This window comes from Lysobacter sp. Soil_N_51 (assembly GCF_057655755.1).
On sequence record NZ_JBDGLR010000004.1, the window covers coordinates 1 to 13,099 of the forward strand.

The 13,099-nt window shown below is 65.3% G+C and carries 9 protein-coding genes; 5 read left to right on the forward strand and 4 right to left on the reverse strand.

From position 1 onward, the window contains the following. Positions 1 to 202: 202 nt before the first annotated feature. A complete protein-coding gene (locus AC3A4T_RS07880; protein WP_487674872.1) occupies positions 203 to 1,648 on the reverse strand; it encodes a DUF1501 domain-containing protein in 1,446 nt (481 codons plus the stop codon). Positions 1,649 to 1,672: 24 nt separating this feature from the next. Next, positions 1,673 to 3,457 carry a DUF1800 domain-containing protein gene (locus AC3A4T_RS07885; RefSeq protein WP_487674873.1) on the reverse strand — a complete coding sequence of 595 codons (1,785 nt, stop codon included), beginning with the start codon at positions 3,455 to 3,457 and terminating at the stop codon, positions 1,673 to 1,675. 478 nt (positions 3,458 to 3,935) lie between these two features. Here AC3A4T_RS07885 and AC3A4T_RS07890 point away from each other — a divergent pair, with 478 nt between their 5' ends. Then, a complete protein-coding gene (locus AC3A4T_RS07890) occupies positions 3,936 to 6,710 on the forward strand; it encodes a TonB-dependent receptor plug domain-containing protein (protein WP_487674874.1) in 2,775 nt (924 codons plus the stop codon). Between the two features lie 187 nt (positions 6,711 to 6,897). Here the strand turns inward: AC3A4T_RS07890 and AC3A4T_RS07895 are convergent, their stop codons facing one another. Further along, positions 6,898 to 7,341 (reverse strand): hypothetical protein, encoded by a 444-nt coding sequence (locus AC3A4T_RS07895; RefSeq protein WP_487674875.1) that lies wholly within the window; start codon positions 7,339 to 7,341, stop codon positions 6,898 to 6,900. 344 nt (positions 7,342 to 7,685) lie between these two features. Continuing rightward, on the reverse strand, positions 7,686 to 8,084 hold the full coding sequence (locus AC3A4T_RS07900; RefSeq protein ID WP_487674876.1) for a hypothetical protein: 399 nt from the start codon (positions 8,082 to 8,084) through the stop codon (positions 7,686 to 7,688). Positions 8,085 to 8,292: 208 nt separating this feature from the next. Between AC3A4T_RS07900 and AC3A4T_RS07905 the strand changes: the two genes are divergently transcribed. The 4 genes from AC3A4T_RS07905 (at position 8,293) to AC3A4T_RS07920 (ending at position 12,910) form a co-directional block, all read left to right on the forward strand. After that, on the forward strand, positions 8,293 to 9,501 hold the full coding sequence (locus AC3A4T_RS07905; RefSeq protein ID WP_487674877.1) for an ATP-binding protein: 1,209 nt from the start codon (positions 8,293 to 8,295) through the stop codon (positions 9,499 to 9,501). Beyond that, positions 9,498 to 10,043, forward strand: a complete 546-nt coding sequence (locus AC3A4T_RS07910; protein WP_487674878.1) for a response regulator transcription factor — start codon at positions 9,498 to 9,500, stop codon at positions 10,041 to 10,043. Before AC3A4T_RS07905 ends, AC3A4T_RS07910 begins: the two co-directional genes overlap by 4 nt. 740 nt (positions 10,044 to 10,783) lie before the next feature. Further along, the gene (locus AC3A4T_RS07915) at positions 10,784 to 11,533 is read left to right on the forward strand and encodes a hypothetical protein (RefSeq protein ID WP_487674879.1); all 750 of its coding nucleotides are present in this window, start codon (positions 10,784 to 10,786) and stop codon (positions 11,531 to 11,533) included. Between the two features lie 78 nt (positions 11,534 to 11,611). Beyond that, the gene (locus AC3A4T_RS07920; protein WP_487674880.1) at positions 11,612 to 12,910 is read left to right on the forward strand and encodes an XVIPCD domain-containing protein; all 1,299 of its coding nucleotides are present in this window, start codon (positions 11,612 to 11,614) and stop codon (positions 12,908 to 12,910) included. Positions 12,911 to 13,099: the final 189 nt, after the last annotated feature.

Genomic DNA, 13,099 nt, shown 5'->3' on the forward strand with positions numbered 1-13,099 from the left:
CGGGACATCCATGTCCCGGTGGCGCACGGCGTGCATCCTGCACGCCGCCCTTCGGGTGTGCGTTTGCTAACGCGAGTTATAAGCCTCGCAGCGCTGGATGTGCGGGAGGAAATCGGGGCTTAAAGCTAAAGCGGAGCCGAAGCGAAACCAAAGCCAAGGCCGAAGCAAAAGCCAGAAGACCGCACACGCGTCGCGCCGGACCTCAGTCCACCAACTCACGCATGTAGCGCATCAACCGTTCCAGCAAATCCGGATCATCCACCCGCGGCTGCGCCGCCATCGCCGAGCGCGCCCGCAACTCCGTCGAGATGCCCGGCATCGGCTTGGCCACCGCGCCGAAATCGCGCACGATCCCCAACGGCGCATAGCCGCTGTAACCGGGAAACACCGTCGACAAATTCGCATTGCCCATGCGCTTGACGAGAATCTCCGACAACACCCGGCGATGATCGGTGGTCACCGGCACGTCGCCGAAATGCGGCGACAGGATCTCCGGATCCAGGCCCGACCACGAACCGTAGAAACGCCGGCCGTTGACCGCGCCGCCCAAGACCAGCACCGGATTGCCGTAGCCATGGTCGGTGCCACCGTTGGCGTTGGCGCGCACGCGCCGGCCGAATTCGGATTGCACCACGACGGTTACGCGTCCGGCGTGGCCGCTGGCGTCGAGCGCGGCGTAGAACGCCGACAGCGCCTGCGACAGTTCGGCGATCTTGTTCTGGTAGTAGTGATAGCCGCTGCCGGCCGTGCCCTGGCCGTCGTGGGTGTCCCAGCCGCCCAGATCGAGCGTCGCGTAGTGCAGGCCCAGGTTGAACTGGACCGATTGCGCGATCGTCCACATCTGCTGCGCGAAGGCGCCGGTCGGCCAGCCCGTCGGCGGCGCGCTGTAGGTCTGCTGGGCGATCACTTTCAAGGCGCGATCCGCGCGTTGTCCGCCCAGTTCCAGCGCGGTGCTGCCGTTCCACAGCGCGGCCAGGGTTTCGTTGACGCCGGCGAATCCGGTCGGCGCGCCCGCGCGCACGGTCTGCCACGACCACGCGCCGGCATTGAGCGCGAAGTCGGACGGACTGGCCATGGTCAGCGCCTGCACCGAGGCGAGCAGTCCGACCGGTTGCCGCGCGCCGACACCGAGCGCCGGCAGTTTTTCCGCGCCGTTCAACTTCGGCTGGGTGTTCATCGCGCGCGCGAGCCAGCCGCTACCGATGCCCTGTTGGCCGGGCGTGCCCAGGTCGATGTACAACTGCGCGTCGAAGTGGCTGCGGGTGACGCTGGTCAACAAGCCGCAGGCATGCACGATGCCCAGATGCCCGGCGTTCCACAGATCGCGCAGGCCGCTCGCGGACGGATGCAGGCCGAAGCCGGTGCCCGCGCCGCTGGCGAGGGTGAGCGGCAGCGCGCCGTACGTGCCGGTCGCGGCGATCGCCAGATTCGGCCGCGCCTGCTCGTAGAAACCGCGGTCGGCGCCGTCGATCGGCACCACCAGGTTGAGGCCGTCCAGGCCGCCGCGCAGGAACAGATGCACGACGGTGTCGTGGCCGTTGGGCGCGGCGAACGCGGAATCGGCGAACAGCAGGGCGGGTCCGCCCACCGCGCCTGCGGCGGCGGTGGCGCAAGTGCCCTTGAGGAATTCGCGTCGGGTCAGGGTCATGTCGGCGTCCTGGCTGAGTTACGGCTAGCGGCTGAGGAATTCGGGCGACATCAGGATCAGCGAGACCATGCTGCGCAGACGTTCCTGGTTGTAGTGCCGCTTGAGATCGGTCGCGGCCCAGGTGTTGGTGTCGGTGATCACGTAGCTGGCCGGGTCGCCGTTCTGGGCCATGAAGGCGATCAAGGTCTGACGGCGCGCCGCGGTCGGTGCGTAGCCGAGGATGCGCTGACACCAGAAGTCGACCAGCTTGGTCGCGGTCCACGACGGCACCTGCGCGCGCGTGGTCGCCAGGATCGGCGCCAGCGGCACGCCGTTGTCGCTGGTCTCGGTCAGCCAGTTGAGGATCTTCCAGGTCATCGCGTAACTGCTCGAACCCGACCACGCCTGCTGCGTATCCGGATAGCCGTTCGGCGCCGGCCAGTCGTAGGGCGCGTGGCCGGTGAAGCCCATGCGCCAGGCGAATTCGTCGCTCTTCGCGGTGCCGACGTTGAGCGTCCACTCGCTGCCGAGCGCGCGCATCGCCGCGGCCACCGCTTCGAACGGCCGCCGCGATTTCGCGCCCCAGGTCTGCGCGAACGCGGTCGAGGTGAGGATATGCCGCAGAGTCAGTTCGATTTGATTGGCCGCGCGCCAGTTCTGCCGGAAGATCGTCGCCGCGCTGGTGACCAGCGCCGGATCGGGCGTGTCGCTGACGAAGCGGCGAATTATTTTCTTGCAGATGAAGCGCGCCACGCCCGGATGGCTGGCGAGACGATCGAGCACGTCGCGGCCGTCCTTCAGCGCCGGCTGCTCGGGATAGAGCATGCGGCCGAGCAGGAATTTCGGACCGGCGTCGTGCCAGGCCTGACGGTAAACGAAGCTGCCGTCGTTCTCGGCCGGGTACTGCCAATGCCCGTTCTTGACCGACCAGCCGGTGAAGGCCGACGCGGTTTCGTACACGTCGATGTCGGTGTAACCGGCCGGATAACTCGGGTCTTCCGCATCCGGCGGCACCTGGAACGGGTCCATGAAACCCAGGTAATGTTCGGCGCCGAGGGTGTGCAGCTCCAGCAATTCCCGGGCGAAATTCTCGTTCGGGCCGGCGCGGGTGTTGGATGCGTTGTCGAGGTAGTAGAGCATCGAGGTGCTCTTGGCGACCTCCTCGAGCATCACCCGGAAGTTGCCGAACGCCTGCGGCCGCAGCACGTCGCGCTGATAGCTCACGTACACCGGGCCGGCGTCGTAGTCGCTTGCGGTGACGTTGAAATGGTCGTGCCAGAAATTGACCATGATCTCGCGCAGCTGGCGCTTGGAATGGACCGCGCGCACCAACGCGGCGCGCTGCGATTCCCAGGCCGGACGCATGCGCACGTCATAGGTCGGATCGGCCTTGACGTGATCGTTCCACAACTGGGTCAGCGATTTGCCCAGGGTGGTGTAGCCGGCATTGGTCAGGCGGGTTTCGACCGCGCTGTCGTCGATCGCGGCCCAGTCGAGCTGCCAGTCGACGTAGTTGGCCAGGCGCTGCGCATCGGTGCTGCCGAGCGCGTTGAATTGCGCGATCGATTGCGGCGTGGCGCCGTAGCTCAGATTGCCCAGCACGCGGATCGCCAGCGACGGACGCGGCAGGTCCAACGGCAACGGCATCACCGGCCAGGCCTGCGCATCGGGCGCGGTGACGCGCGCGCTGTCCATGGCGCTGTCGAGCTTGTTGCGCGCCGCCTGCGACGGCGTGGCGCGGCCAAGCGCGCCATAGCGCTGCAACAGATGGCTGCGGATCGCCGCTTGTTCGGAGGCGGACATTTCCGGGACGGACATGGAGCGGGTCATGGCGCACTCCTTTGTTGTGGTGGCTCGGGGAGCGCGAGCTTATGTCGGCCGGCAAGCGGCAAAGCCCCGGTTGCGTCACAGATCGCCGCGTGTCGGCATGCGCTGCGTCACTGTTCTCAACGCGGTGTTTACATCTGCGACACGTTCGCGGCCGCGCATAACGGGTCGTGCGTGCGCGCGATCACGCCGGCAGTGCGCGCGAGTCGAACGACGCACTGTGTCGCTTTGCCGATTGTGTCGACTTGAGCGCGCGCGTCGCGTCCGCGCGTTCGCCGCGATTCGTGTCCGCGCGCACAGGCCCGCTGCGGCGTGTTCGGCAGACTGCAACGCGCGACGCAAATGCCCCGTCGCCATATGCAGATACCGCGCCTTCATTTCTGCGTTTGCTGCGGGGCAACAAAGATGCGTGCAACGTCGCGACGATGGGCGTGGGGATCACAACCCGCCGGCGCGAATTCCCCCTTTCGAAGGAATATTCATGCACGCCACTTCCCGGCTGCGACGCCGTCCGTTGACCGTCTTCGTCGCGTTGGCCTTGCCGGCTTTTTTCGCCTCCGCCGTCGCGCAAGCGCAGACCGCCAAGGAACGCACGCCCACCCAGGCCGCCTCCGATAACGGCCAGCCGGCGACCTTGCTCGATCAAGTCGTGGTGACCGGTTCGCGCATTCCGCGCGCGACCCTGGAAGGGCCGTCGCCGGTCACCGTGATCAGCAAGCAGGACATCGACGCGCAGGGTTATCGCAGCGCGTTCGACGCGATCAGCGCGCTGACCCAGAACACCGGCTCAGTGCAGGGCGAGGACTTCGGCAACACCTTCACGCCCGCGGCCAATACCATCAATCTGCGCGGATTCGGCCCCAATCACACCTTGGTGCTGGTCAACGGCCGGCGTCTGGCCGATTACCCGCTGGCCTACGAAGGCTCGGTCAACGTGGTCAATCTGGCGAATATTCCCAGCGCCTTGATCAAGCGCATCGAAGTGTTGGCCGGCGGCGCCTCGGCGGTGTACGGCTCCGATGCGGTGGCCGGCGTGGTCAACATCATCCTGCAGGACAAGTTCGACGGCACCGACGTCAATCTGCGCGTCGGCGGCACCGAGGCCGGCGGCGGCCAGAACCAGCGCCTGCAAGTGGTCAGCGGCTATTCCAACGACCGCATCGATGCGGTGTACGGCCTCGAGCTGTCGCACCGCGAAGCGATCTGGGGCGATCAACGCGACTTCATGGATTCGCTGCTCGACAAGCCGGCCGGCGATCCGCTGCTGCCGACCCAGGTCGGTTTCCGCCGCAATGCGCGCACCAACGGTTACATCGATCCGGGCGCGAACTGCAACACCCTCGGCGGGCTGTATCACGGGTCCACCGCGCGCGTGAACAACCCGCGCCAGGGCTGGTACTGCGGCAGCAACGAAGCTTCGCCGGCGTTCTGGACCGTGCAAACCCAGAAGAAGAACGCCGATGCTTACGGCTCGCTGACCTGGCACGTGTCCGATCGCACCGACGTGTTCGCCGATCTGCAACTGGGCATTTCCAGCATCGAGAACAACACCCGCGCGCCGAGCTGGACCTCGGACAATAACTATTTTCTCAATCGGGCCACCGGCCTCAACGAGATCTGGTATCGCCGCATCGCGCCGGAGGAAATCGGTTCGGCGCATGCCAACAACAATCGCTTCCTCGAGCGCTCGTGGTCGTTCAGCACCGGCGTGCGCGGCAGTTTCGGCGAGTCGGATTGGGATTACGAACTGGCCTACAACCGCGGCCGTTATCAGAACCTGACCAAGCGCCGCCAGTTCCTGTCGGGCATCAACGAGTTCTACCTCGGCCCGCGCCTGGGCACGACCTCGACCGGCATCGGCATCTACAACCCGGATCCGGCGCGTCTTTACACGCCACTGACTCCGGCCGACTACCAGCGCCTGACCGGTTTCTACGAAAGCGACAACGCCGCCTGGATTCAGAACCTGAGCTTCACCGTCAACGGCAATCTGTTCGATCTGCCGGCCGGTCCGGTGGGTTTTGCCGGCGTGATCGAAGCCGGCAACCAGGGCTATCGCAATCTGCCCGATCCGCGCCTGGGCGACGGCACCTTCTGGAACACCACCGCGGGCGTGAGCGCCTCGGGCGAGCGCGACCGCTATGCGGTCGGCGGCGAGATCAGCGTACCGATCTTCAGCACCCTGACCGCGTCGGCCGCCGCGCGCTACGACGAATTCCGTTTCGCCGGCCGCAGGTCGGGCAAGGCGACCTGGAACGTCGGCCTGGAATTCCGCCCGATCGAAAGCCTGCTGCTGCGCGCGACCACCGCGACCAGTTTCCGCGCGCCGGACATGAACTACATTTTCGCCGCCGAGACCCGCGGCTATAACCCGGGCATGACCGACTACTGGCGCTGCCGCACCGCCGGCCAGGACTTCGACGACTGCGATTACTCGGGCCTGGCGATCGACTACACCAGCGCCGGCAATCCCAATCTGAAGCCGGAAAACGGCAAGTCCTACGGTTTTGGCATCGTCTGGTCGCCGTCGGATCATTTCGATGTGTCGGTGGATTACTACAGCATCCGCCTGGACGATCAGGTCACCAACCTCAGCAGCAGCCGCATCCTGCGCGAGGAAGCCGATTGCCGCCTGGGGCAGACCATCAGCGGCGAACCGCGCGACATCAATTCGCCGAACTGCCGCGATGTGCTGGGCCGGGTGATCCGCAATCCGCCTGATGCGCCGGTGCAGCCCGATCAGGTGCGCCGGGTGCTGATCAACGCGATCAACGCCGCTTCCGAACGCACCGACGGCATCGACCTGAAGAGCAATTTCCGCTGGAGCGCCGGCCGTTTCGGCGATTTCAACACGCGCCTGGGCTACACCCTGGTGCTCAAGCACGACTATCAGCAATTCTCCGACGATCCCAAGATCGACGTGCGCAATTCGCTCGACTACACCGACTGGCGCAGCAAGGTCAACGCGAGCCTGGGCTGGAACATCGGCCGCTGGAACAGCAACCTGACCGCGCTGCGTTACGGCAGCCTGCCCAACGGCGACGGCAGCGGCCGCATCGCGCCTTACACCCGCTACAACGGCAGTGTGTCGTATCGATTGAGCGATCAGGCCAGCGTGTCGTTGATCGTCAACAACCTGCGCGACTCGCGACCGCCGGCGGATCGCAGCGGCGGCGGCTGGCCGTTCTATCCGGTCGGAAACTACGATCCGTATGGTCGGCAGTTCTGGTTGGAGGCTAATTACAAGTTCAATTGACGAATGTGTGGAGCGGCGAGGGTGGTGCTGCTCGGTATTCACCGCGCTTGCAGACCCTCACCCCAGCCCTCTCAGCTTTGCACTTCCTGCGGTCGCCGCAAGCGGGAGAGGGAGCTTTTCACTATTGTTCGATACATGAGAAAAAGCGGGCGCAGGCCCGCTTTTTCGTTGAAAGCACCTCGACGGGTTACAGCGGCCCGTTGATCTGCACGCTGCGGCTGAGCGTATTGGCCACGCCGGTGGTCTGGTTGGTGTAGGTCACATTGACGATGTCGGAGACCGCCATGTTGCCGCGGTAGGTCACGCTGCAACGCGAGGTGTTGCAGGGCAGCACCAGGCCCATCTCGCTGGTCCACGCATAGGTGTAGCTGCCGGCCGGCAGATTGCGGATTTCGAAGTCGGCGCGGTAACTGCTGTGGCCCGGCGAGAACGACGCGCAGCGGCCTAGGTTGCCCGGCGGCATCGGCTGATCATTCGGACTGATGTAGCAGTGCAGTATCGGCCCGCTCGGGAACGATTGCGCCGACGCGGGGGCGGAGGCGGTGGAGCCGATCGCGGCGAGGGCGAGCGCGGCACACAGCGCGGTGTTCATGAACGTGCGTCCGTTTGTTTTCATGAGCTTAGATTTCATGGGATCCGATCCTGTGATCGCCAGAGGAACCTGGCCGGGCGAGGATAACGCCGGGCTGTCGCGCGGCACGCGAACTGTCGGAATTGACAGGCGTCGCGATTGCGTGGAACGCAGAGGCATGGATCGCGTCTTACGAGGCCCGGCCGCGAAGATATGCGCATGAATGGCCGGTCCCGACGTTTTGATCGATCATGATGTCGCAAGCCGCGCGTCGTTGGCGCCATCAAAAAAAAGCGGGCCTAAGCCCGCTTTTTCAGACGCAAAAGGAAAGTTGAAATCACAGATACCTGGCGCAGCATCTGGGCTGCAATGTCACGTATTTACAGATTACCGATTCGCGCCCATCACAACGACCCACTGATCCTCACGCCGCGACTGACGCTCTTGGCCTCGCCGGTAGCAAGGTTGGTATAGGTCACGGTGACGAAATCGAACACCGCCATATCGCCGCGATAGCGCTGGCTGCAATACACGGTGGAGCAGGGCAGCACCACGCCCAGGTCGGAGGTCCATACGAAGCTGTAGCTGCCGGCCGGCAGATTGCGGATTTCGAAATCGGCGACATAGCCCTGCGGGCTCGGGTAGAAGGAGGTGCAGCGGCCGAGATTGCCCGGCGGCATCGGTTGATCGTTCGGACTGACGTAGCAGTGCAGCACCGTGCCGGTGGGATTCGGCTGCGCCGACGCGGGTGCGCCGGTGCCAAGCGCGGCGAGGCCCAGCGCGCCGCACAGCAGGGCCTTCATGCCAGCCCATCGCGTTGTTTGCATGATCTTCGATTCCATGAGATCCATTCCTGTAATCGCCAGACGACCCTGGCGCAACGAGAATACCGCCGCCAAAACCGCGCCTGCGTCCGAATGTCGCAGGCCGGCGTGACCGCCATCGCAACACCGCAGGGCCGGACCCGGCGCGGGTGCGATAATCCCGGCCTCACGCCTGACGGACGGCCCCGTGCTGCAATTGCTGATCTACCTGCGATACCTGTTGGTGGCCGGGCAGATGCTCACGGTCGTGTTCGTCGTGGAGCGCCTGAACCTGCCGGTGCCGGTGCGTCCGTTGCTGGCGATATCGGGCGCGCTGCTGGCGTTCAACCTCGCCAGCCATCTGTGGTGGCTGCGTCATCGCGACTCCGGCACCCGCACGCTGGTCCTGCAGTTGCTGGTCGATCTGCTCGCGCTGACCGCGTTGCTGTATTACTCCGGCGGACCGGCCAATCCGTTCGTCTCGTTGTATCTGCTGCCGGTGGCGGTCGCGGCGATCGGCCTGGAAATCGCGCCGATGCTCGGCCTGACCGTGCTGACCGCGGCCTTGTACACCTGGCTGCTGCGCCATCACATCGCGTTGCCGCATGTCCACGGCAGCGATTTCCAGCTGCACGTGACCGGTATGTGGGTCAATTTCCTGCTCTCGGCCGGGATCATGGTGGTGGTGCTGAGCCGCTTCATGACCATCGTGCGCGATCAACGCAGGCGTTTGTCGGAAGCGCGCGAACGCGCGATTCGCGACGAATCGCTGTCGGCGCTGGGCTCGCTCGCGGCCGGCACCGCGCACGAACTCAACACGCCGCTGGCGACGATGAGCCTGTTGGTCGACGACTGGCTCGGCAGCGAGCAGACGCCGTCGCGCGAGGACATCGAACTGCTGCGTTCGCAGCTGAGCCATTGCCGCGATCACGTGCGCGCCCTGGCCGATATGGCGCGACGCGGCGCGGCCGGCGAGGCCACGGTGGAAAGCGCCGACAGCTTCGTGCATGCCTGCGTGGACCGCTGGCGACTTCTGCGGCCAAACGCCAGCGCCATCTTCACGCCGGGCGCGGCCGATCGCGCGGTCCGCGTCGATGCGGCGTTGCCGCAGGCGCTGATCAATCTGATCAACAACGCCGCCGATGCCAATGCCGGGCGCGGCCATGACGAACCGGTCGAAGTCGCGACGGCACTTCGCGACGGTTGGCTGATCGTGTCGATTCGCGATCGCGGCGCGGGCCCGGCGCGCATCACCGCGCTGCCGCGGCGCGACACTCAGGGCACTGGGCTCGGCATCGGTCTGATGATTTCCAAGGCCAGCATCGAACGCAACCGCGGCCGGATGCGTCAGGTCGAACGTGAAGGCGGTGGCTGCGTGACCGAGGTCGATCTGCCGCTGGTGGAGCCGCCGGCATGAGCCTGCCCGAGAAGATGCTGCTGGTCGACGACGACCTGGCGTTCTGCCAGGTGCTGGCGCGTCTGTTGCAGCGGCGCGGCATCGACGTGCAGGCGCGTCACGACGCGGCCAGTGCTCTGGCCGCGCTGGAGGATTTCGCCGCGCAGGGCATCGTGCTCGACCTCAAGCTCGGCGCCGACAACGGCCTGTTGCTGATCCGCGAACTGCTCGCGCGCCGTCCGCAGGCGCGGATCGTGCTCGCGACCGGTTACGCGAGCATCGCCACCGCAGTCGATGCGATGCGTCGCGGCGCCTGGAACTATCTGCCCAAGCCGTTCGACATCGATGCGCTCACGCAAGCCTTCGAATCCGCGCCGGAAACGCCGCCGCCGGAGCCGCCGAGCGATCCGCCGTCGCTGCGCCGCCAGGGCTGGGAGCACATGCAACGCGTGTTGGCCGAATGCGGCGGCAATGTCTCGGCCGCGGCGCGGGTGCTTGGCGTGGATCGGCGGACCTTGCAGCGACGGTTGGCCAAGCGGCCGGTGCGGGAGCGGCCGGGGTAGGGAGTTGCTGTATCAGGGGGCGACTGGGGTGGGGAACGGCTAGGTCAGGAATCGTGGCCCGTCCGACTGCGTGGATGGTCCACGCTCGCGCGATGTCCCCTAGGCCGTCATTCCCGCGAACGCGGGAATCCAGTGTGTTTGACGCCTCTGCACGAAAGTCGCTGGATGTTTGGCTGCGCCCAGATAAAAGCGCAGCCCGCATTCGCGGGAACGACAACTGGGAAGTGCGCCCTGTGAGGTCGCGAGCTGCGCGGCTCTTGCTTTGAGCCGTCATCCCCGCCTTCGCGGGGATGACGTCAGGAGGGTGCGATGAATCAGTGGCGAGCGAGCCATCGCGGCTCGGTGCCACGATCAAGGCACTGCGATGCATAGTCCAGATGATCGAACGCAGAGAGTTCAAACGCCACCGCCGATTCGCCATGCGCGCCTTCATACCAGTCGTTGAACGAGGCGCTACGAAGTACGGCCATGCAACTCGCGACCCTGAGGCCATGGGGAGAACGATGTCGACGCTATGGCGCGGTCGCGGCTTGCGCCGCTCCTACAGCCGGTGCGTTGCGGGAACATGGCGCTTGGCTGATCAGTGACGACATTCGGTCCGGCGAGCGCCGCGAACGACGCTTAATTCTTCACGTCGCGTGCATGCCATCGGCCCTGTCTCGTCTCACCCAGCGGCACCCGGGCCGTCTATGCTATTGAGGTACAAGCGCGACACAGCTCGATCCGCACACGAGGACCCCATGAAGTACTCAGCGCATTTCGCCTTGATGCTCGCCACGTCGCTGGTGGTAGGCTGTAGCCAAGCTCCGGATAAGGCACCGGACGCGGCTGCGGCCTCTTCTTCGGCCGCCCCGGCCCCGTCTCCCGCCGCTCCGGCAGCCGCAGATCAGCAAGGAAAGCAGCAGATGAGTCCGCTGGAAGGTGTACTGGATCTACTTCTCGCGAAAGACGGTGCGGCCTGGTCGACGTTCGATCGCGTCGCCGGCGTGCAGTGGCGCGATCCCGCGCCGCAGGACAATCCCGACTCCAACGCGCCCGACAACGCGCGTTATCGCAGCGGCAATCTGCTGCTCGCGGGCTTCGGCATGGTCAATGTGCCCGACGGCAAGGTCGGTGCCGAGGCTGGTATCAAGCAGGCCAACGAAGGCGAGGTCGGGGTGACCTTGAACGGTACCGCCGAGCAGGTCCGTTCCGTGACATTGCTCAAATTTTACGCCAGCGAGGACTACCAGCAGGTGCTACAGCGCCAGTTCGGCGCGGGCGCCACGGTCGAGCCGATCGCGGGCCAATGCGAACTCGATTACGGCACCACGGCCGAAAACACCCAGGCCAACCAGTTCTTCAAGCTGAGTTTGACAAACACAAAAATCGTGTATGCTGAAGGCTATGTGGACGACGGCGGCAATCGAGGCCCCGGCTCCACCATCTTCGAATTCACCACCAATCGCCCGACGCAGAAGATCGCCTCGATGCGGTGCAAGGAGTCTTAAGACCCTAAGCAGTGCGACACGCGGTCTCCTGGAGACCCACACAACCCAATAACTTCGTCAATCCAAGAGGACAGCGTCATGGCTGATCGACGAGAGAAGGCAGTGGCCACTGCCAACGAGTACGACCAGGGCAATATCGCCGGCTTGGATGCCGCGATGACCCGACGATTGGTTGCTTCCACGGTTCTGACCGAGAGCAACGGCGGTGATCTGGCCATCACCAACAAGCAAGGCTATGTAGGACGCTACCAGGCGGGAGCCGGTTGGCTGTCCGATGCCGGCTATGTCGACAAGCACAAGCTCGACGCTGCGATGAAACACGACGGCTTCGACCCCGAGAAAGTGCGCGGGGCGGAGTGGAAGTGGGCGAGCAGCGGCGGCATGTCGCGTTTTCTCCAGGATTCCCACAACTGGAACGACGGCCTGAGCCTGGACAAGTACAAGGCCTCCGGCGATCTGCAGGACAAGGCCTTCAAGATCAACAGCGACAAGTCCTATCGCCAGGCGATCAAGGACGGCGTGCTGCATGAGGACGACAAGGCCGAGACCGTGGCCGGTTTCCTCAAGGCGCGACACATCGCCGGCTACGGCGGCGCCAAGGCGGCCGTCACCGGCGGCCGCGCGATCCGCGACGCCAACGGCACCAGCAATTACGACTATCTGCACGACATCACGCGCAACCGCGATGGTCTGAACCAGTACATGACGCGCGATCCGAAGAGCCTCAATCAGGCCCCGGACGACGCCAAACCCACGCCGGCCCGCAGCAACGCGGCCGCCGACGGCGTGATCAAGCATGGCGAACGCGGACAGGACGTGCGCGCGCTGCAGGAAGGCCTCAACAAGCTCGGCTACCGCGATGCGCACGGACGTGCGTTGAGCGCGGACGCCGATTTTGGCGATCGCACCAAGGAAGCGGTGCAGGCGTTCCAGAAGGCCCATGGCTTGAAGGAAGACGGCATTGCCGGCCCGAAGACGCTCGATGCGTTGAAGCAGGCCGAGCGCACGCCGCTGCTGTCGAATCCGGCCCATCCGGATCACGGCATGTTCAAGGGCGCGGTCGAAGGGCTGGAAAAACTCGGCCCGCAGGCGTTCAAGAATCGCGATGACCTCGAGCGTGCCGCGGGCACGTTGACGTACGAGGCCAAGGTGAGCGGTCTGAGCAAGATCGATCACGTGGTCCCGACCGCCAACGGCACCGGCTTGTTCGCGGTACAGGGCGCCTTGAACGATCCCGGTCATCTTCGCGTCCACGCCAATACGGCGCAGGCGGCGAGTCAGCCGATCGAACAGTCGACCTTCCAGGCCAAGCAGGACGCGCCGCAACTGGCTCAGGCCTCGCAAGAGCCCAAGCCCGGCAAGGTCATCGGCACGTAGCGCGGAACGCTCGGCTGCCTGCGCGCAGCCGATCGTGCCGCGTCGACGTTCGCGTCGCCGCGTGACCTGTCAGCCGTTCGAATCCGTCGTCCGCCTCTTTCCCTGAATCCATCGGGTTTCGATCGCCGCCGCTTACGCGTCGTCGGACACCCGCACCGCTCGCCCGCGTTGTGCCTGGTTTTGAGCTGT